Origin of the sequence: Paenibacillus sp. M2 (assembly GCF_046713495.1) — a bacterium.
In the GTDB taxonomy this organism is placed as follows: domain Bacteria; phylum Bacillota; class Bacilli; order Paenibacillales; family Paenibacillaceae; genus Paenibacillus; species Paenibacillus amylolyticus_B.
This window is the reverse complement of sequence record NZ_CP169648.1, coordinates 5,391,191-5,413,446: the sequence shown is the minus strand read 5'-3', so window position 1 is coordinate 5,413,446 and position 22,256 is coordinate 5,391,191. Positions and strand designations below refer to the sequence as shown.

Here is a 22,256-nt window from a genome sequence, read left to right as displayed (position 1 = left end):
TCCTATTGAAGTTTTTTCGTGGAAATGTGTATATAGATAGAGGCAGATTAGATCATAACACATCACAAAACACGGGTTTACCGTAACATGAGGAGATTGTAAATCATGCATGACAGACAGATTGAAGATTGGTTGAAACTCGCAGGTGGCAAGGAGAACATCAAGCTCGTAGAACATGATAAGGGTACAACGACGCTGGCACTGAAGGACAGCACACGATTGAACCTGTCGGTTCTTACCATCACAGATGATATGGCAGATATTCGGGTAACAGGTGAGCAGTGTCATCTGGCAATCAGAGACGAATCTTCACTTATCTACAATACGTTACTGGGTATGGGGATTGGGAAATCGACAGGGGCAGTGTTGCAGGAAGCAGGACATGCGAAGAAGAACAGATTCTCGATCTTACATTTTGTATCCGATGTATTCATGCCCTTGATGCCTGCGATTCTCGGAGCCGCTGTTATTAAAATTGTAGTCGCCATTATAGCGTTAATGGATACGTACAGTTCTGCGGATTCTTCCGCATTGATGGACAGCCAGACCTTTACGATATTCAGGATCATTGGAGACAGTGTATTTTATGTACTGCCTGTATTGGTAGCAATCAGCACAGCGTATCGGTTGAAGAGCAACATCTATGTTGCTGCATCTATTGGCGGACTCATGTTTTATCCGGAGATGACCATGCTGATGTCAGGGGAAAAAGAGGTGCATTTCCTGGGTGTGCCACTTGTGTCCCAGCCTGCTTTTTACTCTACGCCCATCTGGATCATTCTCACGATCTGTGCAGCGGCCTACCTGGAAAGAAACGTTGAACGATGGAGTCCAAAATTCGCCAAAGGGATGTTTGCTCCATTCCTGACGTTACTGATTCTTGTTCCGCTAGTATTGATGATACTTGGTCCAGTCGGTACCTGGATTGATGAATATCTGCCACAGGCATTGGATTCACTCGTAGCTAATGCTCCAGTGTTGTCGGTGATGTTACTGGGAGCGGTCTTCTCGCTGATGTTAATTATGGGATTACACTACTGGCTGATTGCCATCATCATTAATGAAATGGTTATGAATGGTGGTTCTATGGTGATTGCTGCCATGTTAGTGGCGATTGTTGGACAAGCAGGGGCTGCGCTCGCAACCGCTTTGCGTTCGAAAGAGCCAGCATCCAGAAGACTTGCTTTCTGGGCAACGGGAACAGCCCTCCTTGGAGTGGTAGAGCCTGCATTGTATGCGGTCAACATGCGAAAAAGATCCTCTTTCTACGCGGCATTGCTGGGTGGAGCTGCGGGTGGACTATATTTTGGGTTGTTATCTGTCAAGGCATTTGCTATGGTGGGGAATCCGAGCTTGGTCAGCCTCCCGCTCTTCATTGAAGAGGGTGGCCTGAATCTGTTACACACTTGCATTGGTGTGGTTATTGCGTTTGGTGTCTCAGGTGGACTGACGTATTGGATGGCAGGAAAAGGACAGAACCGGAGATAGGGGGCACCAAAATCCAGCATTGAGTAATACGTAAAACGTAGCATTGAGAAGTAGCATTTAAGTTGTAATAAAGAGCCTGTGCCTGATGGCACGGGCCTTTTGTTGTTTTTGTATCTGAATAATACTAGTATGAAATGCTCAGTAGCTGTCCACCATTTTATTCAAGCCATAGCTTGTTGGTTATGGAGTTGTCATGTATTTTGATATAGTGAAACCTATAAATCTGGATTACTAATCCCTTTGAAAGGATAACCTATGTCTGACAACATGGAATGGATTGCTCAATGGAAGTCAACGAATGCACTAAGCAACGCATGGATAACGAAAGGCGAGCTGCATCACTTTTTCAGTCACACCTTGATATTTATTATTGATGGAAAAGCGATCTGGAATATAAATGGACACCGAGTTCACGTCTCTTATGGAGAATTAATTGCGCTTGAAGAGAACTCCGTAATGGAGGTCATTGAAGGTGGCAACCTGGATCTGGCAGGCTGGCATGTTCAGTTCGATACATATTCGGTGCTGCATGATCGACGGGAAGCTGAGAAGTTCGAATGGCAGTTACCGTCAGGAGAGGCGTATCAGAAAGTGCAACTGTCCGGTGGAGGTTTGGCAAGTATCATTCAGCATTGGAGTGAAGTGCATTCACAGGATCAGGGTGCAGGAAGGGTTGGCCATCAGCATTTGTTATATGAGTTGTTAAGTAATCTTTATCGGAAACAGCCAGATGACGAGTTAAAGCCAGAACACGGTATACTTCGCTCCATTGACTACATGCAGCAACATTATGATCAGGTCATTACACGTACACAGTTAGCTCAGATTGCCGGAATCAGTCCATGGCATTACTCCCGCAAATTTAGCGAGCGATATGGTAAGCCACCTCTGGATTATCTGGCACACTACCGGATCTACCGTGCGCAGGAAGAATTGATATTAACAGCTGCAACCTCACAGGATATTGCCAAAAAATCTGGTTTTGAAGATGCTCATTATTTTAGCCGACGCTTCAAACAACTGACTGGCGTATCACCTAAGATATATAGGCAGACGATGACGCAGCGCAAGATCGTATCACTTTCTCCAATCTGTGCAGAAATTATGATTCATCTGGGTGTCATCCCCCATGCCGTAGTGGTCACCCCGATCCTGTTGTCGCCACATCACCATGAACAATTTACATCGTATGGAGTAGAGATGCTGGAGGTAACACAGTATGAGGTGGAGATAGAACTTGTTCGACAAGTTCAACCGGAGATATTGATAGGAAACGTATTGACGGAAGAGGTCAAAAGGGGGCTGCGCACAATTGCACCGATTCTAACCGGACTTCATCAAGATGTAGAACCAATGCTCGATCAATTGGCAGCCTGGTTTTATAAAGAAGATGAGGCTTTTAAACTGCATCAGCAGATGAAACACGAAGTCAGCGTAGCTAAGCGACAGTTGCAACCCATCATCCAATCCGCGTCCACTGTCATGTTGCTAAGGGTAGAAGCGTTTGGTTATCGATATCTGGGTGGGCATTCACACGGGGTATCACACTTGTTATATGAACAGCTTGGATTAACACTGCCGCAAGCACTTAATTCAGGTGCAGCTTGGTTTAATCCTTGTTCGCTGGCCCTGCTCACACAAGCCAATCCCGATTATTTGTTTGTGGAGAAGCGGATCATGCAGCACTTTAGTGCTGAAGAGAATTTGAGGAAACTATGGGAGAGTCCACAATGGAATGACCTGAAGGCTGTAAAAAATAATCGGGTATTTTACGTAGATACTCACCTGTGGGTAGACGGCCACGGAATTACGGGACACACTCTGATTCTCAATCAGATCATTCGCCATCTTACGGAACCTCTTCATGAGAGAGCACAATAATCCAACGGAATACGCACGATATGCTATGGAAGCAACACTTCTTATTTGATACTATTTGATAATAATTATCATTATCAATATACATAAGGGGCGAAGTATATCATGTTACGAAGATTTAAAGGGTTGGGCATCATGCTGTTGGTGATCAGTATGATGCTGGCGGCATGTTCCGGTGGAACTACTGAAGAGAACGCTACAGCTGGAACAGCTGGTGCTACAACTGAAGGAGCAGCGAGTCCAACAGACGAAGCAGAGGATGCTAACGGAACTAAAGTGGTGCAGGATCAGTTTGGGGAAGTAACGATTCCTGCCCATCCTCAAAATTTAATTGTGTTTGATTCGATCTATGCCGAGTATCTGATTGAGATGGGGGTTACACCCCAAATGGTTTTGTTAACTCCCGAAGTTGAAGCGGAATACCGTCCTGCTTATTTTAAAGAACATGGCGTTCAGGTCATCGAAGTGGAGCAATACCAATATAACTATGAGCAGTTGCTGGCGCTGTCACCGGATATGATCCTTACAGCGGGGGAAGGTATGGAACAGGGCGTATATGACGAGTTGTCCAAAATTGCTCCAACGGTGGCATTGGATGCCAACAGTGAAATGAAACGTGCTATGCCAAAGCTGGCTGCCATATTTGACAAGACCGAAGAATCTGACAAAGTACTGGCTGAATTCGACGAGAAAGCCACACAAGCGAAAGAGAAAATTGCGGCAGTCCTGGGAGACAAGACCGTATTGGTTCTCCGGGTTGAGCACAATCGTTACCGTTTCATGGGTCCCAAAGGAGGAAGCAGCAGTGTTTTCTTCTATGATATCCTGGGTCTGAATAGTCCTGAAGCTATTAAAGATTCTACAGATTGGTTTAGCCAGTTCTCACTGGAATTCTTGCCTGAGATGAATCCGGATTATATTTTCCTAGAAGACAGAACCCTCGTAGGTTATGACACGAAGAAATCTATGGAAGATCTGAAAGCAAGCCAGGTGTGGTCGAATCTGGAGGCTGTGAAGAATGATCATGTCTTTCCATTGAAAACAAGTCAATTCGTATCCGGTGTGGGTCCGATTGGCTCTGTGAAGTTAATGGACTATGTTGTTGAAAAGTTGGTGCCATAGATGAAGATGGAGACACAATTGGATATCTACGATATTACGATCATTGGTGGTGGGCCAGCTGGCATGTATGCCTCATTTTATAGTGGTATGAGAGCCATGCGCACCAAGATCATCGAAGCCAAGCAGGAACTGGGTGGATTCATGCGTACGTACCCCGAGAAGTTGATCTGGGATGTGGGCGGGATTGATCCGATTCGCTGCGAGAAGCTGATTGAATCGCTGGAGAGACAAGCGAGAACGTTCGATCCAACGATTGTGTTTGGTCAGGAAATTGCCGAGCTGGAACGACGTGAGGATGGTGTATTTGTACTCATTTCCAAAACAGGCGAGCGTCATTACACACGTACCATCCTGTTATGTGCGGGCAGAGGTATGACTCAGGTGCAGAAGCTGGATGTCGAGGGTGCCAATCGGTATGAGCTGACGAATCTGCACTATACCGTAACTGATCTATCTCGATTTGCAGGGAAGCGTGTTCTGATCTCGGGTGGCGGCGATTCCGCAGTCGACTGGGCGAATGAAATGGGCAAGATCGCAAGTGAAGTTACGGTAGCACACAGACGTCATGAGTTTACCGGACACGAGTCGCCAGTTGCTCAGATGAAAGCTCAAGCGAGCGTCATGACGCCATTTAGCATCTCACGCTTACACGGTACAGGTGACAAAATCGATCGTGTCGAGCTAGCTCATGTAGAAACTGGTGAGATCACACATGTTGAAGTGGATGAAGTTGTTGTAAGCCATGGGTATGATCGTGATTTCGGTAACCTTGTGCAATGGGGACTGGAGCGGGAAGATTACGGCGTGTCCGTTGATCAGCGCATGCGTACCAACATTCCAGGCATATTCGGAGCAGGTGACTTCATCACTTATGGAAGCAAAGTTCGACTGATCGCAGGTGCTTTTAACGATGCGGTGCTCGCAGTCAACAGTGCCAAGATGTATCTTGAACCTGCTGCTTCCGATATGGCAGGTGTATCCTCTCACAATGCACGATTCTATGAAAAAAATAAAGAACTATTGTAAAATAAGAAGAACCTGTGTGAAAGGGATAAGCATAGCAAAAGCCAGTCAAACATCGAGATTATCTCGTGTTCGACTGGCTTTTTTATCTGCATATTATATTGAAAATTGGTCTATGCATTTATGTTATAGACTGGATTCATAGACCAATTTACTCATTATAGGCACTATAATTTTCTAATTTATAGTTAATAGTCTATGCCCCTCGTGATGGATACACATAGTATGTGGAGAAATATCACGGAGGTGAGTTGATTGTTAAATCGTCATGGAAAACGCATTTGTAGACGTAAATTTAAACAAAGCATGCATTGTCGAGTTAAGGTTAAGGTGGTAAAGGTTAGACCTAAGGTTGTGGTTAATGCACCGCAAGGCGCTCAAGGAATTTCTGGACCAATAGGACCGATAGGTCCAAAAGGGGCAACTGGCGCTCAAGGGATACCGGGACCACAAGGACTGCAAGGGATTCCGGGTATACAAGGGCCAGTCGGGCCAGCAGGCGCGCTCGGAGCAGTGGGTCCAGTAGGTCCAGTAGGTCCAGTAGGTCCAGCAGGAGCAACAGGAGCAACAGGAGCAACAGGAGCAACAGGTCCGGCCGGTCCAGTTGGGGCTGGAATATCCGATTTCCTAAGTGTTTTCCGAGCAGATCCTGGCACAGGCACAGACACAGTACCTGGCAACTCACCAATAACTTTAACCGGGGTTTTGGCTAATGTTGGAGGTGCATTCACTTTCGTGCCGCCGTCCTCCACGATAACAATCAATGAAACAGGAAGTTACTTGATCTCTTTTAGCATTCATAATCAGGGCGATGCGGCTTTCAACCTCACGGTAAACGGAACGCCCATAACTCCTGTGCCTTTCACAGGTAATGGAGGTGGACCTATCTCTGCTGAAGTAATTATTACAGTAACAACGGTTCCGACGACGATCCAGCTGGTAAATGCGAATGCAACTCCTGCACAGTTGCATAACAATCTAAATACCACTGTGACCATTCTAAAACTGACTCCTTAATTCCGATTCTCAATATAGTCTATGTCAGCATAAAAATAAAAGTTTATGTCTTTTATCCAGTCAATAAGTCTATTTATCCAGCAAGATAGTCTGAACACTAGTAGGCACTGGAGAGTGGCGGGACGATGAAGCGCATAGACTTCACCGCTGCTCTCTGCGTTTCCAGAGCCCAGCCTACCATTCGAACCAATCAACTATGATGCGAAAAGATTCGTACCAATAATGTGATAATCTGGTGAATTGTTTGTTGTATAAGTCCATATTGCTTCGTTCTCCATTATACTTAATGAAAACGGACGAGGAGATGAACTCCAGATGAAAAAACAAATATGGATTATTGCAAGTGTTGCAATCGTAATTGTAATCGGAACCTATCTGTTTGCAAGCAATACAGGCAAGGAAGAGGCGGGTACAGCCAATGCGCCCAACATCCGAAAATTGGTGGAAGATATCAGCACAGGAAAAGAGAAACCGGAATCTGCCTCCATTAATGCCAAACAGTTAATCGTCACCGATCAAGATAAACATACGACTACATATGATTTGCCTGAGAACGAATTTTTCCTTTCCATTGCACCCTATGTGGACCAGACCCATCCCTGTGCAATTCATAGCTTGACCGATTGTCAGGGGGAAATGAGCAATAAGGAATTCAGTGTTACCATTCACGATTCTCAAGGCAACACGTTTATGAAAGATGAAGTGATGAAGTCTGGTGCAAACGGATTTATGGATTTTTGGGTGCCAAGAGACAGAACCTATCTGATTCGTATTGTTCGAGATGGAAAGGTTGCAGAAACGCAATTGTCTACATACGAAAATGATAATACGTGCATCACTACGATGCAGTTGAGTTAATGTAAACAGACAGCAATCGAAGGGAAGGATGGCCGTTGAGCTATCCTTTTCCTTTTTTTATTTCATAAAAGAGTTGGAATAAGGTACTTTTCATTGACAAAAATCCATTCCTACGGCATAATCCAATAGTGATAATGATAATTGTTATCATATAAATACATATAAACAGGGGAGATAAAGATATGAAAAAAGGGTTAAACGGACTGTTGATCATGCTGGCATTTGTGCTGGTTTTGGCGGGTTGTGGTAAAACCACGACTACAACAGACACAAGTCAAGGTACTAATTCGGGCAGTGCTCCAGCTGAGGAGACAGCAGGTCCTGTTACTGTGAAGCATAAACGTGGAGAACTTAAGCTGGACAAGCCAGCAGAACGTGTTGTTACGCTTGAATGGACATATACGGAAGATGTTGTTGCCCTGGGGGTTCAGCCAGTAGGTAATGCAGATAATGCTAACTATAAAGTGTGGGTAACATCCGAAGCAGCACTGGATGATAGTGTAACGGATATCGGAACACGCGGTGAGCCGAATCTGGAAGCTATTGCTGCATTGAAGCCGGATCTGATCATTGCTAACGCAGATAATAATAATGCGGTCTACGATCAGCTTAATGCTATCGCACCAACCATTGAATTCGATCCGTATGATGGCGATGGCTATAATTATGACAAAATGACAGAGATCTTTAATACCATTGCAACAGCTCTTGGTAAAGAAGACAAGGCTAAGCAAGTTCTTAGTGATCTCGATCAGCACTATGTAGAAGCCAAAGAAAAATTGGCTGCTGCAGGTAAAGAGAACTTCAACTTTGCATTGACTCAAGCATTCACGTATCAAAATGCAGTCAGCCTGCGTATGTTTACGGATAATTCGGTTGTTATCGGTACATTGGACAAAATTGGTCTGGTGAACGATTGGAAGCCGGACAAACTGGAAAACTACGGCTTCTCGACAGTAGGAATTGAGTCGTTGACCGCTGTTAAGGACAGTAACTTCATTTATATTACTCAACCAGACGATGACGTTTTTGGCACAGCCATGAAAGATAACTCGGTTTGGAACGGACTGAACTTTGTGAAGGACAAACGTACCTATCAACTGGCCAGCACCACATGGACTTTTGGTGGACCGATCTCCTCCAAAGTATTGGTTGATGGGGTAGTCGAGGCGATTACCAAATGAGTTCGGTTCAAGGATCTAAGCCAGCTATGAATTGGCGCACAATAAGCATATATGGGGGCGGTTTAACCGCTCTCATCGTGCTTTTTTTTGTAAGTCTAATTTATGGAGAAGCATCCATTCCTTTGCATGTCGTTTGGGACGCTCTTACAGGCAGACAGGATTCATTAGAGCACAATATGGTCTGGGACTTGCGCATGCCGCGTACAGTGATCGGTATTCTTGCGGGTGGCGCACTGGCTGTTGCGGGCGCTTTGCTGCAAACGATTACTCGTAATCCACTGGCTGCTTCAGATACGCTGGGGATTAATGCAGGAGCGTATTTTGTGGTGGTGCTGGGAGCTATCGCTTTTCCAGGCGTGTTAAGTCAGTCGCCTTTTCTTTTCGCAGCACTAGGTGGTTTGCTGGCAGCATTTGCGGCTTATTTCATGGGCGGCGGACGAACATCAAGCCCGGTCCGACTTGCGTTGTCCGGTATGATTGTATCAATGGTGCTTGGTTCATTTACAAGTGCATTACATATTTTTTTCTCCATGGAGACACAAGGATTGTTCCTTTGGGGCTCCGGAACACTTGTCCAGAATGACTGGAGTGGTGTGTTTTATGCTTTGCCTTGGGTGGTTGGGATTACCCTTCTCACGTTAATCCTGTCCAGACAGTGGGATATGCTGGAGCTGGATGAATCAACGGCTTCTTCCTTGGGACAAAAGGTTACATTGGCTCGTGCAGTAGGGTTAATTCTTGCTGTATTGCTGGCTGCCGTGATTGTCAGTGTAATCGGACCGATTGGGTTCGTGGGACTGGTTGCACCTCATCTGGTTCGATTGAGTGGTGTACGTTCTAACCGATTACTTTTACCTGGTGTGTTCATATGGGGCGCAGCGCTCCTGGTTGGAGCAGATGTCCTCGCCAAGATGGTGCATAACTCCAGCATGGAACTGCCAACGGGTGCCGTTATGGCGATTATTGGTGCACCGTGGCTCATCTGGCTTGTTCTTACACGCATGAAGGCTGCGAACGGATCAGGCATGTCTACTTCAATGAGCACAGGAGGAGCTGCGCGTCGCTTTGCATTTGGCCCGATGGCTGTATTATTCTCAGTCATAACGGTGATGCTTATCTTGCTCAGTACGATGTTTGGCGGTATGCGAATTCCGCTGGCCGATTGGTTACCAAGTCTGTTCCAATCGGATGGACTGTTCTCCGCGCTAATTCAGCTTCGGATTCCGCGTACACTTGTTGCCGCAGGTGCAGGAGCTGCACTGGCAATTAGTGGTGTGCTTATTCAGATGGCGGTACGTAACCCGCTGGCAGATGCTTCAATTGTTGGTGTGTCCTCAGGTGCAGGGCTTGGAGCGATGATGGTCATCATCTTATGGCCGGGTCTTCCGATATACTTGCTGCCAATTGCGGCAATCATCGGTGCAGCCATTGCTGCAGTGGTGGTGTTCTCCCTCGCCTGGAAGAAAGGACTGAACCCTTCGGCGGTTGTGTTACTGGGGATCGCGATGTCTGCCATTGCTGGAGCAGGTATTCAGATTCTGATTGTCCGTGGTGCAGTATACGGTAGCAGCGGATATATCTGGCTGACAGGAAGCACCTATGCTCGTACCTGGGAACAGGTGAGGGTTATCGGATTATTTTTAGTTATTCTGGTACCGGTGGCTTGGTGGCTGGCACGCAGATTCGAATTGCTGGTATTTGACGACAATAGTGCATCCGGGCTTGGTCTCGGAGTACGTCGTACACGATTATTAGCCATGACAGTTGGTGTATTACTTGCAGCAGGTGCTGTTGCTTGCGTAGGAACCGTTGGTTTTATCGGCCTGATTGCACCACATATGGTACGGCTACTGACGGGGAATAAGTTAAGACGATCCATGTTCCTATCCGCATTAGCGGGTGCAGTCATGCTGGTGCTCGCTGATACCATCGGCAGAACCGTCATGGCACCGACAGAGATTCCATCAGGCATACTCATTGCGATCATTGGAACACCGTACTTCCTGTATCTCATGTATCGTTCTAACTGGCGAAAGTCTGTATAAATGGTTGAAACCGGAAGCCTGCTCCCCGAGCAGGCTTTTTGCTATGCCTTTTCAACATTTAGCTACCAGCTTAAAAATCCGTTTAACCGGTCCTCATCGATGGTTTGTCGGACCCTAGAAGGCACAACACAAGTAGCATTATCCATTGAATGTCTGGTCCTGCACCAAATGACAAAATCCCCTCAGGTTTACAAGAAGCAGAGATCACGTTATCAAACGTGAAGCTAATACTCCCTGTAGACCTTGAGGGGATTGATGGTTGAGAGCATGCTAACGATGTTCCTGTTAGCTGGTTTTCAGTATCCCGCTGTGATTGACAGATTCCACAGCTTGCTGCAGTACTTCAACATCCTGAACAAGCGCGAATCGAACGTAACCTTCGCCTGAAGGACCAAAGGCACTACCTGGGGTTGCAATGACACCCGCATGTGTGACCAGATCCATGGCAAATTGCTCTGAGCTGTCGTAGTGAGCCGGAATGCGACTCCAGACAAACATGGTAGCTTCCGGTTTGGCAATAGGCCAACCGAGTTGGCTGAAGCCCTCACAGAGGATGTCTCTACGCTGTTCATATATAGCTCTGACCCGTTCAACCTCCGATTGATCACCGGTAATGGCGGCAATTGCTGCTTTTTGGATCGGTAGGAACATCCCGTAATCCATATTGGATTTTAGCTTTTTCAGCATGGAGACCATGGTTGTATTGCCCACACAGAAGCCGATTCGAGCTCCTGCCAGTCCGTACGTTTTGGACAGGGAATTGAATTCCACACCGACGTCCATGGCGCCAGGGAACGCAAGGAAGCTTCCACATGACTTTCCGTCAAATACGAGTTCGCTGTACGCGTTATCGTGGAGCACGATAATATCATACTTCTTCGCAAAGGCAATCAGGTCAAGATAGAACTGATCCGGTGCCATCGCGGTTGTCGGATTGTTGGGATAGGAGACCAGCATGAATTTTGCTCGTTGAGCGATATCTTCCGGTATATCCTGAAGCTGAATAACATACCCGTTTTCTTCTTTTTGCGGCATATAATACAGTTCTGCACCTGCCAGTAACGGTCCATCCGCAAAGACGGGATAGCAGGGGTCAGGGACGAGCACCAGATCACCTTCATCGACAATGGAGAGGGATATATGTGCCAGTCCTTCCTGTGAACCGAGCAAGGAACAGATCTGTGTTGCCGGGTCTAACTCGACCTGATAACGCTGCTTGTACCAATCGCTTGTAGCTTGCAGCAACTCACTCTGATCATTCACAGCATATATATAATTAGCCGGATCTGCAGCGGCCTCGCATAGTGCAGTTATAATATGCTGCGCAGGTGGGATATTCGGCGTACCCACACTGAGATCAATAACGGGCTGCCCGTTCTCCAGTCTGCGGCGTTTGATCTCCAGCAACCGGGTGAAAATTCCTTCATTGAAATGATCCATTCGTTTGGCAAAGTTCATGATGATGATTCAGCCTCCAATCCTCTTCGTACGCATATTCATTAATAATAAATGGACAGCGACTAAAAGAGAAGAGCAGGTGAAAGCTTGCAGATCATGACTTTACTTTAAACTGGCTTAGTTCGTCTTGCAGTTTGCCAGATAGCTGGTTCAACTGTTTCGACAGATCAGCTACCTGTTCGATACTATCCAGCTGATCTTGCGTGCTGGCGCTTACTTCTTCCGTTGATGCCGAATTCTCCTCTGTGGTGGAGGAGATAATCTCCAGTGCCTGGAATATCTCATCTTTGTGTTTGTGTACATTGGCGGTATTAGTGGTAATCTGCATCATACGTTGCTGCAGATCTTTCAGGTCTTTGTTAATACTAAAGAATACATGTTTGGTATCTTCTACGGATTTGGCATTCTCCTCCGCAATCTTCATACCGCGCATGGTATGTTCAACCGAAAGGGTTGTTTTCTCTTCAATAACATTCACCTTTTTGTTGATTTCCTCTGTTGCCTGAGCCGTCTGTTCTGCAAGTTTGCGGACCTCCTCGGCAACGACGGCAAATCCTCTTCCATGTTCGCCAGCACGTGCAGCCTCAATGGAGGCATTCAGAGCGAGCAGGTTCGTCTGAGAGGCAATCTGTTTGACTGTATCCACAAAACTGGATATTTCATTCCGACTCAGGTCAATCTCCTGGATAATAGAGGACATTGCTTGGGTGGACTGATGGTTTTCCTCGGACCATTTCGATAATTGTTCCACGACCGCAAGTCCTTGGCTGCTCTGATCAGCAGATGTCTGCACGACCGATCCCATAGCCTGCGCATCGGTAGCAATTTCATCGATTTGGCTGGATAAAGAGCCTGTTTTTCGTAAAATATTTTCCGTTTCGATGGACTGATAATTCGTTGCATTAGCAATCTCGTTGATGGCTGTTGATGTGTCATTCATGGTCACAGCTGTTCGAGAGGAGATGGCTTGCAGATCATTCGACGACTGGTTCAGGATTTGCGCCGAGCTGCCGACCATTTGCAGCATGACCTGAATTTTCTGTACCATGGAATTCAAGCCTGTAGCGATTTGTCCAATTTCATTATTAGATTTGATATCCAGTTGGACAGTCAGATCACCTTGTTCAATCTGTTTAATCTTAGCCAGCAGCTGTGGTATGGAGCGTAACAGACGGCGAAGGGTAATGTAACAGATAATCACAAGTAGAAGGGTAGCTGCAGCAAAACCGCCAAGCGTAATCCACGTGAACGTTTTTAATTCCGCGAGAACTTCTTCTTCGGATATGGTCAGACCAACGGACCATCCCGTATCCTTGCTGGTAGCGTAGCCGATATAACGACGCTCCCCATTGTCGTTCATAAGCTGTACGCCGTTTTCACCTGCAAGCATTTTCTTGCCAATGTCCCCCATGTCCCCCGTACTGTCCAGGATGTTCTCCTTCAAAACCTTCTCTTGATCCGGATGGTACAGAATTTCCCCGCTCTTGGACAGCAACATGGAATAGCCCGTGCTTCCAAGGGAATAACTCTCCATAATCGCCGGAATATCCTTAAATGCAATATCCGCTGCGGCAAAGCCGATCGTGTTGTTGTTGTCGTCTTTGATCGGATAAAAGATACCCATAAGTACATTGCCTGCTGCAATATCAATGTACGGATCGGAGAAATAAAGTCCGTCTGCGGTGGTAACCGGCTTGTAGTATGGACGCGACTGGATATCGAAGTCTGGTGCAGATACAACACCATCATTTTGAATCCAAAATCCTTTTCCATCCAGACCGGCGACCCAGGCATCGGCAAACGATGGCTCTGCCTTAACGATAGCGGCGAGTGTTGCCTGTGTCTCCGCAGCGTAGGTTGAACTTTTCGCATCCGCAGCAGATGCTGTTGTTTCTATGTATTGCTGAAATAATGTGTTGGTGGACATTTGCTTGACCAGTGCGCCCTTTTCCTTGAATAGTGCATCAAATTCACTAACAATGGCTTGTGTCTTGGTCTGGAGCATGGATTCCTGCTGTTTCACCAGAATGTTTCGTGTGCTTGCAAACATAAATGTTCCCAGCACGGCAAAGACAACTACGATAATGACGAGCAGCACAATGGACAACGTATTTGCCATACTGGATGTCCGTGCTCCCGTTTTCCCCCACTTGTTTAACATGTTCGACATATTCCATCTCCCCAGATGATTATTAAAAAGCTCAAAACGCCTAAGTTATATGTCGGTATGATCTATAGTTTTATGTAGATTTCTGTCGAATAATCCTGAAAGCAACTTAAAGAAAAGGCATGAGTATGAGAAGGATGAAAGGGAAGAAACGAAAAAAGAGGAAAGGAATGAAAAAACGGGGATCGGTGGTGGTTCATCCAGGCGATCTTGTTTATAATGGAATGAATTGGAACTATGGGTGGAAAAGGGGGATTATCTGTGAGTGAGTTATGGCATGCATCAATACAGGGGGTTCCATGGAATGCCGAAAAGATGCACCAGGCGGTACATCTGTTGCGTCGCAGAGCAACGGTTCATTTTCGCGTTGACGCGGATACATACGAGGACCTTGCCGAGCTCGATGCCAAAGTATTCTTTGCCCGGCCGGATCTGATCCTACATATATCACATACGGACCCTAAAGGGGTATATTCATCCGGATTTTTGGGGCGACTGGCACAGTTGAAACATGTGTCTGCCTTGCAGCTTGATCTTTCGCAGGCACAGGATTTGACGATACTGGGTGCGATGGAGCAACTGCAGTTTCTAAGATTGAATTCACCTGCAAAGGCGACTGGGCTCGATTTTATTAAACACTACAAACGATTGACCTTTCTTGAACTGCGTGGCAAATTCAACGGATTTGCTTCCATTGCGGCATGCCTCCAACTGCATACGCTCATTCTGAACTGCACGGTTGAAAGTTCTGATGTATTGGCGGAACTGCCCATGCTTCAGTATCTATCCCTGGATCACTGTGAGTTAAAAGGGGGATTGGATGTATTGACACAGTCGACCATCTCGATGTTGAAGCTCAGCTCTGTTCGCAAACTGACAAGCATTCAGGGACTCGAACAGATGCGCGGGCTGGAATATCTGCATCTGTCCTTGCCCAAGTTGGAGCAGTTATGCGACTTTTCCCAGATGACCTGCCTCAGACAGCTCGAACTGGACTATATGAAATCGTTGCGGGATACCGAACATCTATGGACAGCAGGCACATTGGAATCTATTGAACTAAAAGAGATGAATACGGCGCTCAAGGCCAATTCTTTTGCTGGACTGACCGAGCTGGAGCACTTGCGCCAAATCGATTTTCGTTATATTGATGTGAACAAAGGACGGATTGCCGCTATGCGTGATCACCTGGCCAAGGCAGGAAAGTCGAATTTGTTATATGAAAATATCCCTGAGCATGAACGCCTGAATTCTATAGGTATTGCGCACTTATCGCATGTATTAATGTAAACGGGCGTCTGTCCATCATGTGTATACAGAGCGCACTCCGGTGAACCGACCGATTGAGGCGTGTAGATGTCATTGCTATCTAGGTGTTCGTATCCGTTAATGCGGGTATGTTGATCTCTTTCACGCAGGCCGCTTTGGACAAGCTGATAATACATCGAACGATGGCGACCATGTCCTGCAGGGGAATACGGGTCCCGTCATACTCGGCGAGTGCACGTTCCATTCCGTCTTCATAAGGGATTGCTGCCGCCAGTTCGCCCGGGTTGATACATGTCACTGCGATGCGGTCCTCTCTCGTATGCTCTCTTAGAGCTTCCGTAACACCCCGTATGGCAAATTTGGAGGCGACAAATGAAACCTGGCTGTTGCCTGCATTGCTCAAACCGGCTGTTGAACCGATCAGGATGATCTTGCCTGCCTCTGACTGGCGAAGATGAGGCAGTAAAGCCTGTATACATACAATCGTTGAGGTCACATTCACATGAATTAGCTGACTGATATCTGCGGGTTCATCCCGATCAAACGTATAGTGTTCTTCAAATCCTTCCTTCTCCCAGATCCCCACGTTATAAATAAGCACATCCAACGTCTCGCCTTGAAGCTGGTTGGCAATATGCTCCGCGGCTTGAAGTTCGGAAAGATCGGCCTGAATCCATATTCGCTGGACGCCATCCTCCACGTTCAGACTTTCCGGCTTGCTGCGGGAGACCACCCAGACTTTATCACCGGACTGTGGCACGCCTCTAACGAATGCGTCACCCAATCCTTTGCTCGCCCCGAAGACAATCATATTTTTCATAAGGAACCCTCCTTGTTGAATAGAATGTAGTGAAATTACATTAATCTATATCTTACTACAGAGGTGATATATGGAACATGAAGTTTGAATGAGCTTTGCTTCATCCTTGGCAATGAAAAACCACCCCTGTCCCGCAGGGACGGGAGAGAGGTGGTTGAACAGATCATGATGACATTAATGGTAAAGTTTTAACTCGGCAATGGACCACCACCACTCGGGAGTGTCCGCGGTCAAAACCAGTTTAATGTATCGCGCCGTTTGTTTGGAGAACGTATGTGAGATGGCTGGGCCTGTTCCCAGGACTTCCGTAACCCCATTCCAGTGCTCGCCATCATCAGAAGTGAAGAGCTTGAAACTGCGAGCATAATCGTTACTACTGCTGCCCGAGTCCATGGTCAAGCGGCTGAAGCTCTGCTTGCTTCCCAGATCAATCTGGACCCATTGATTGGCAAGTTGACCAGTTGAAGAGGTCCAGCGTGAATTCAGATCGTCGTCCAGCATTGCCGCAACATCTTCAGAGGAGGAGGCAGTCGCTGTCCATGATGTTCGATCCAGTTCAGCAGGTAACAGATGATCCTGTTCCCCGGATATCCAAGGTGTCTGATCAGTGGTATAGACCTCTAATTCAGCTACGGACCACCAATGAGAATCAGTACCCGTCTGTACGACCTTAATATAACGTGCCTCTTGCGTTGCAAAGGGGATAGAAACCAGCGAATCTGATCCTTTACCCGAAGCCAGGGCATCTCCCCAATGCTCTCCATCCAGAGAAGTAAATACTTCATAACCGCGAGCAAAGTCTTCCCGGCTGTGCGCGCTGTCCAGCAAAATCCGGTTCACTGGCTGCGAGGCTCCCAGATCAATCTGAATCCATTCGCCACCGGTTTGAGTCTGACCGGAGGTCCAGCGGGTTTGGTCCGAGCCGTCGAGTATAGCCGCTGCATCATCTCCGGTGGAAGTGGTCACGGACCAGCCGTCTGGCAGCAACCGCTTTTGTTTGCCCGTCCCATTATGATGAATAAACATCTCGGAGATCGACCACCATTGATCGGAATCCCCGATCTGTACCACCTTCACATAACGTGCCTGCTGTTCAGGGAAGGTGATGGACATGCGTCCAGGCGTGCCTTCGCCGCCTGCAATGGACGTGCCCCAGTGTTCGCCGTCATCCGAGACATAAATCCGATACTGTCTCGGATAGTCTTCTTTCGCATGACCCGGGTCCAATTCTATGGCATCGAAAAAACTCTTCTGACCGAGATCAATGGTAATCCATTGTCCTTCGATTTGTTTCCTCCCATTGGTCCATAGGGTATCTGAACTACCGTCCAGCATATTGGCTGTCACATCGGCTCCTTGAGTAGAGGATGCTGTTACAATCCATGAAGAGCGATCTGGAAGCGGTACGGGCTGCGGGAGCTCCGGTGTTGCGTCAAGTTTGCCGAATCGGGCAAGCTTGAGTTCAGAGATTGACCACCAGCTGTCCGCAGAGGAAGTCAATACAATCTTGACATAACGGGCGGTTTGCATGCCCAATTCCACGGACAGACTTGGAGATGTTCCAGCGCTCTCTGCGATAGGCTGGCCCCAGTTCTCGTTATCTTTGGATACGTAGATTTCGTACCCGTGAGCATAATCACCGCCATTGTTGCCGGAGTTCATGAATACCGTATCCATAGACTGTTCGCTACCCAGATCGATATGCAGCCAATCGCCGGGCTTCTGAAGCTGTCCGGATGACCAGCGTGTAGTCAGATCACCGTCGACCATGCGCTCTACCGGTTCTGAACTGGAGGATGCCGTAATGGTCCATTGGCTCCGATCGAGATAGACTACACCCTGAGAGGCATCCGGCTGTTTAACAACGGAATGTTCCAGCGGGTTAACCTTTACTTGCGCTTTAGCATAAACGGTAGCTGAACCCAAAGCGCCATTGGCATTGTAGAAATGCACTGTTTTGACAGTGTTGGACGGATTCCAAATTTGCGCTGTATAGACGCCGTCTTTTTCGTACACCGTTGCTGCCGGATCATCTGCCCATATTTCCATCGTGCGTGTTCCCGTAGAAGCCATGCTGTGCATGAACCAGTACGCGTTAAAGACTTCATTTTGCTGCATCTCGCTCGTATTCCATTTGGCTAGAGCACCTTGCGGGTCTCCAATGGACTGGAACGGCCAGATAATATGTTGCCATGTGCGCTCCTGCTGACCGCCCAGATCCTTGATGAGACCATTGTAGAGAGCCTTAGTATTCTGCGGATCACGTCCATAATAGGTCATCCATTCCGCTGGCGGTAGCCAGTGAATACCGTAAATGTGCTCGGCCTCATTCGAGAAGTACGTTCCGTACAGGTAGGCGCTGCCGTACACATGACCTACCGTAGCATGTTGGTAATCCTCCAGCCAGTTATCCCCGTCATAGTTAAACCAGTATTGCTCGGCAGCCTTCTCTTCGGTCACGAAGCCCCAGATCCCGGTGTCGCGATAGGCTTTGTTGCCTGTCACCTCACCCCACATATATTGGCCGACCCAACTAAAGAGGGCTTCACCTGCCGCCTCTTGGTTATTCCCGCTGCGATTATCGGCGTAACCACCTGCCCAGGAGTGACCTGCGTACGCATCAAAATTGCGAAGCCTTGGAAACTGATCATCTGTCCGTGAAGGATTGGCGTAGTCCCGAATCAGGAGCTCAACCATGTCGCCGTAATCTTGCAAGAATGCTTGGTCATATGTGGCCAACACAGCCGATGCAAAAACATAATAGCCGTAGGTAAAATGATGATCTGTCAATCCGGTATTAACACCAAATCCACTACCGTAAGGGAAAATGGTTCCCCATTCATCCGAATAATAAAAATAATACGAGTGCAAAGGTTCATCCGGCGAATAAGTATACCAATCTGTCAAAATGTTTCGAAGCAGGGACAGATAGTGGTCTCGTCGCACCGTATCTCCGATCTGGTCGCTGATAAGTACACCCAGCGCAAGCGGATGAAGCTTTTTCCCTTGCCAGTAAGGATCCTCGCTCATCAGATTGCCTGCCGTATCCGCGTCAAGCTGATCCAGATAGCTGATTAATTGTGCACGCGAGTAGGTCGGATCATCCGGCTCTACAAACTGCGGAATAATGCCATAGAATCGATCCTGTGTCGTAAACGTATTGCCTTCACTTACTTTCATCATGCCGCGAATGGAAGGGTAAGCAAGCTCCGTTAACGGAGTAGTCGCCAGTTTCCATTGGTGCGGAAACAAGGCCATGAGTGTCTCGGAGGAAAAGCCTGCCCGTTTCGTCTGGGTTACCGAGTTGAAGTTAGTCGTTACCAGTGAAGTGCTCTCGTTATATTTGTAGTCCACTTGTGTATCGGTAACAAAGGCGTAGGCATGCTGGTAATAATAAGGCAGCTCTGCCGCGGACGGCAGGGTAGCCAGTGACAGATAGTTTTCGCTCTGGCCCAGCTTGATCTTGAGCGTATTGCCAAGTTTCATAAATACGGTTCCTTCAGGTGCAAAGATCCCGTAATTTCTTTTAAAGGTCTGAGGCTTGGGCGCTCTGTCCTGATTGGTTATTTCAACGCCGATATGATCGGCCGTCAGCGATTCTCCATCCTTCAGAACAATTTCACGGTTCTGATCATCGAAGAGACGTGTGATGTTGGGCGAACGAACAATAATGGTATCCGGGTTATCGAAGGTGTTGTACAGGAAAGGGGAACCCTTCACAAACGTGGTGTTCATTTTGGCCGTGTCATCATCGCTCATGATGATCGTTGCAGAATAATCCCCGTATCCCGCCACCTTGGTATTGACCTCCGCCGGATTCATATTGCTGGTGGTCATGATCAGATCCGGTTCCCCGTCAGCGTCCATAGAACCGCCATCAGCCGAAACGTAACCAGCTCCGGGATTCAGAAGTTGAAGTCCTTGTTTGGTATATCTGCTTTTGAGCGGGAGTGTGACCAGACTGTTGCCATCCCCCAGATCGGATACAAGAATAGACTGCCACCAGTCATTGGAAGGGAGAGGCGCCGTAATATCAGATGTACGATTTTTCGGGTTCTTCGGCTGCAGCATCGTGATGTCATTTACAGCGTAACTGCCGGAACCCACCTGTACCGAGGACGGTTCAGGGATATTCGGAATGGTATGCGCAGGTTTGGCATCACCTTCGATATACTCGTAGACATCTAAGGCGTACAGGGAGTATCCGTTGGTTGTTCCTCTGCCAAGTCCGGCCAATTTCACATACCGTGCTTCAGCGTATACCGGAATTTCATCCCGTCCACCGTTGCTGTGCAGTTCCCGGTACAATGTAGTCCATTGCTGTGCATCATTGGATACTTGAATATCATATGCACGTCCGAAAGCGTTTTCCCATTGCAAGGATACGTTCCCGATTTCCCGGATCAGTCCAAGGTCTACAACAATCCATTCCTGATCCTTGTAGATGGAAGACCAGCGTGTATCCGGATTGCCATCCGTTACATTCCGGGCTTCGTAATTCCCTTTTTCCATTTTGGCCTTATCCTCGGCTGAACGGCTGGGCTCATCAATTTCTTCCGAAGACGCGGTAACCGGTTGTCCGAGTGCAAGGTTCATGGCTGCTGGTTTGGGAGGTGGATTTGCTCCGCCCGTCCCGTATACATTGAATTCGTATACAGAGATGCCATAGGCTGGCTGTGCTCTTTGATGACTGAACAAGCGCACATATCGTGCCTCCGCTGTGACCTCAATCTCGTTCAGGCCGCCTTGCCCCTTTGTTGTGGAGTAAACAGACTGCCAATGGACCTCGTCGTTGGATACTTCCAGATCAAAGGCGGAAGCATACGCATTTTCCCACTGGATGGAGATGCCCGAGATGGAGGCCACCGCGCCTAAGTCAACATAGATCCACTGCGGATCTTGCTGCCATATACTTTCCCAGCGGGTGTTTTTGTTGCCGTCAACCACATGGTCTGCCGTATTGCCCCCCAGAGATGAGGAACTGTACACAGGCCGGTTCAGGGATAACAGATGATGTTCCTCATCTGCGGCGTTCACTTTTGAGACCGGCCACAGCGAGATGCTGCTAATCAACAACAGAACAGATAACAGCAAGTTGATGTAGATGTTGCGTGTTTTTCCTCTTTGAGTCGTTCGTACCTTCATATGACTCTCCTTCTCCTTTGTTAGCCCTTTCCATCTCACCAGATAGAGCTTATCTTTTTCCCTTACTCGCTACCGTATGTATCATTCTGTTCTCCCGTGTTGCATTTGTGAGATGTGAATCCAATGCTCAACACGGGATATTCAGGTGTCCCATTTTGTATATCGATCATTTGGTCTGGAATATAAAGGTTTTTTAAACGTTTTCGTAGAAAAAGAGACATATGTCCTACTTAATGTATGGAGGATGTGCAACTGTGAAATCAAGACTCGGGCTGGTTGTTCTCCAACAATACAACATCTTCGCCCCGCTGCTGTCTGAGAGCAATATTGTCCCTTCCCCAAGTACACATGACATCCACGATGGTGTTGGCGGTAACGCCATATTCTGTAAGCCCGTATTCCACCTTGGGAGGCATCTGCTGGTAGACATGTCTGGTGACAAGGCCGTCCCGCTCCAGCTCGCGCAATTGTTGAATTAACACTTTTTGCGATATGCCGGGGATGCTGCGCTCTAATTCGCCTGTTCTCTTGACTCCGGACATCAATAAACAGATGATCAAGGCTTTCCACTTGCCACCTATAATTTCGAGCGTCGCTTCAATGCCCAGATTGTATTGTTTCATATCCTGATTCACCTCAAGTTAAATTTTACGTGTTATATAGGGTGTAACTATTTATTTTCTCATGGTTCTGACACGGAAGTCCATACACACTTTGAGGTAAGCATCTTACTTCATTGTGTGTATTTTCTTTTGACCGGATGTGATCGATAATGGTCCATA

The 22,256-nt window shown here is 47.3% G+C and carries 14 protein-coding genes; 9 read left to right on the top strand and 5 right to left on the bottom strand.

All coding sequences use genetic code 11. From position 1 onward, the window contains the following. The first annotated feature begins 105 nt into the window (after window positions 1-105). From ACETMN_RS24925 to ACETMN_RS24890, 8 genes are all read left to right on the top strand, one after another. Entirely contained in the window at window positions 106-1,488 is a 1,383-nt protein-coding gene (locus tag ACETMN_RS24925) for a PTS transporter subunit EIIC (protein WP_411735245.1), read from the top strand. A 255-nt stretch (window positions 1,489-1,743) separates the two neighbouring features. Further along, window positions 1,744-3,369: a helix-turn-helix domain-containing protein gene (locus ACETMN_RS24920; protein WP_091013651.1), complete on the top strand. Its 1,626-nt coding sequence runs from the start codon at window positions 1,744-1,746 to the stop codon at window positions 3,367-3,369. A gap of 102 nt (window positions 3,370-3,471) precedes the next feature. Beyond that, window positions 3,472-4,488, top strand: coding sequence for an ABC transporter substrate-binding protein (locus ACETMN_RS24915; protein ID WP_091013654.1), 1,017 nt, complete (start codon window positions 3,472-3,474; stop codon window positions 4,486-4,488). A gap of 6 nt (window positions 4,489-4,494) precedes the next feature. Next, window positions 4,495-5,514, top strand: a complete 1,020-nt coding sequence (locus ACETMN_RS24910; protein WP_091014360.1) for an NAD(P)/FAD-dependent oxidoreductase — start codon at window positions 4,495-4,497, stop codon at window positions 5,512-5,514. 303 nt (window positions 5,515-5,817) lie between these two features. Further along, window positions 5,818-6,528 carry a collagen-like protein gene (locus ACETMN_RS24905; protein WP_411735244.1) on the top strand — a complete coding sequence of 237 codons (711 nt, stop codon included), beginning with the start codon at window positions 5,818-5,820 and terminating at the stop codon, window positions 6,526-6,528. Between the two features lie 315 nt (window positions 6,529-6,843). Next, entirely contained in the window at window positions 6,844-7,386 is a 543-nt protein-coding gene (locus tag ACETMN_RS24900; protein ID WP_091013656.1) for a CueP family metal-binding protein, read from the top strand. Window positions 7,387-7,568: 182 nt separating this feature from the next. Beyond that, window positions 7,569-8,570: an ABC transporter substrate-binding protein gene (locus ACETMN_RS24895; RefSeq protein WP_091013657.1), complete on the top strand. Its 1,002-nt coding sequence runs from the start codon at window positions 7,569-7,571 to the stop codon at window positions 8,568-8,570. Then, a complete protein-coding gene (locus ACETMN_RS24890; protein WP_091013659.1) occupies window positions 8,567-10,615 on the top strand; it encodes an iron ABC transporter permease in 2,049 nt (682 codons plus the stop codon). The genes ACETMN_RS24895 and ACETMN_RS24890 overlap by 4 nt, the downstream gene beginning before the upstream one ends. Window positions 10,616-10,900: 285 nt before the next feature. Here the strand turns inward: ACETMN_RS24890 and ACETMN_RS24885 are convergent, their stop codons facing one another. After that, window positions 10,901-12,073: an aminotransferase class I/II-fold pyridoxal phosphate-dependent enzyme gene (locus tag ACETMN_RS24885; RefSeq protein WP_105599843.1), complete on the bottom strand. Its 1,173-nt coding sequence runs from the start codon at window positions 12,071-12,073 to the stop codon at window positions 10,901-10,903. Window positions 12,074-12,167: 94 nt separating this feature from the next. Then, a complete protein-coding gene (locus ACETMN_RS24880; RefSeq protein ID WP_179198420.1) occupies window positions 12,168-14,243 on the bottom strand; it encodes a methyl-accepting chemotaxis protein in 2,076 nt (691 codons plus the stop codon). A gap of 258 nt (window positions 14,244-14,501) precedes the next feature. Between ACETMN_RS24880 and ACETMN_RS24875 the strand changes: the two genes are divergently transcribed. Beyond that, a complete protein-coding gene (locus ACETMN_RS24875) occupies window positions 14,502-15,530 on the top strand; it encodes a hypothetical protein (protein ID WP_091013665.1) in 1,029 nt (342 codons plus the stop codon). Between the two features lie 79 nt (window positions 15,531-15,609). On the opposite strand, the gene ACETMN_RS24870 is transcribed toward ACETMN_RS24875, so the two are convergent. The 3 genes from ACETMN_RS24870 to ACETMN_RS24860 form a co-directional block, all read right to left on the bottom strand. Continuing rightward, window positions 15,610-16,329: an SDR family oxidoreductase gene (locus ACETMN_RS24870; RefSeq protein WP_091013668.1), complete on the bottom strand. Its 720-nt coding sequence runs from the start codon at window positions 16,327-16,329 to the stop codon at window positions 15,610-15,612. 174 nt (window positions 16,330-16,503) lie between these two features. Then, window positions 16,504-21,474 carry a discoidin domain-containing protein gene (locus ACETMN_RS24865; RefSeq protein ID WP_411735243.1) on the bottom strand — a complete coding sequence of 1,657 codons (4,971 nt, stop codon included), beginning with the start codon at window positions 21,472-21,474 and terminating at the stop codon, window positions 16,504-16,506. Window positions 21,475-21,734: 260 nt separating this feature from the next. Continuing rightward, window positions 21,735-22,097, bottom strand: coding sequence for a winged helix-turn-helix transcriptional regulator (locus ACETMN_RS24860; protein ID WP_091013671.1), 363 nt, complete (start codon window positions 22,095-22,097; stop codon window positions 21,735-21,737). Window positions 22,098-22,256 lie beyond the last annotated feature (159 nt).

Coding starts and splice junctions, on each gene's coding strand:
- ACETMN_RS24870 (WP_091013668.1), bottom strand. CDS start 16,329: ATGAAAAATATGATTGTCTTCGGGGCGAGCAAAGGATTGGGTGACGCA.
- ACETMN_RS24905 (WP_411735244.1), top strand. CDS start 5,818: ATGCATTGTCGAGTTAAGGTTAAGGTGGTAAAGGTTAGACCTAAGGTT.
- ACETMN_RS24910 (WP_091014360.1), top strand. CDS start 4,495: ATGGAGACACAATTGGATATCTACGATATTACGATCATTGGTGGTGGG.
- ACETMN_RS24915 (WP_091013654.1), top strand. CDS start 3,472: ATGTTACGAAGATTTAAAGGGTTGGGCATCATGCTGTTGGTGATCAGT.
- ACETMN_RS24900 (WP_091013656.1), top strand. CDS start 6,844: ATGAAAAAACAAATATGGATTATTGCAAGTGTTGCAATCGTAATTGTA.
- ACETMN_RS24890 (WP_091013659.1), top strand. CDS start 8,567: ATGAGTTCGGTTCAAGGATCTAAGCCAGCTATGAATTGGCGCACAATA.
- ACETMN_RS24860 (WP_091013671.1), bottom strand. CDS start 22,097: ATGAAACAATACAATCTGGGCATTGAAGCGACGCTCGAAATTATAGGT.
- ACETMN_RS24880 (WP_179198420.1), bottom strand. CDS start 14,243: ATGTCGAACATGTTAAACAAGTGGGGGAAAACGGGAGCACGGACATCC.
- ACETMN_RS24920 (WP_091013651.1), top strand. CDS start 1,744: ATGTCTGACAACATGGAATGGATTGCTCAATGGAAGTCAACGAATGCA.
- ACETMN_RS24925 (WP_411735245.1), top strand. CDS start 106: ATGCATGACAGACAGATTGAAGATTGGTTGAAACTCGCAGGTGGCAAG.
- ACETMN_RS24885 (WP_105599843.1), bottom strand. CDS start 12,073: ATGAACTTTGCCAAACGAATGGATCATTTCAATGAAGGAATTTTCACC.
- ACETMN_RS24865 (WP_411735243.1), bottom strand. CDS start 21,474: ATGAAGGTACGAACGACTCAAAGAGGAAAAACACGCAACATCTACATC.
- ACETMN_RS24895 (WP_091013657.1), top strand. CDS start 7,569: ATGAAAAAAGGGTTAAACGGACTGTTGATCATGCTGGCATTTGTGCTG.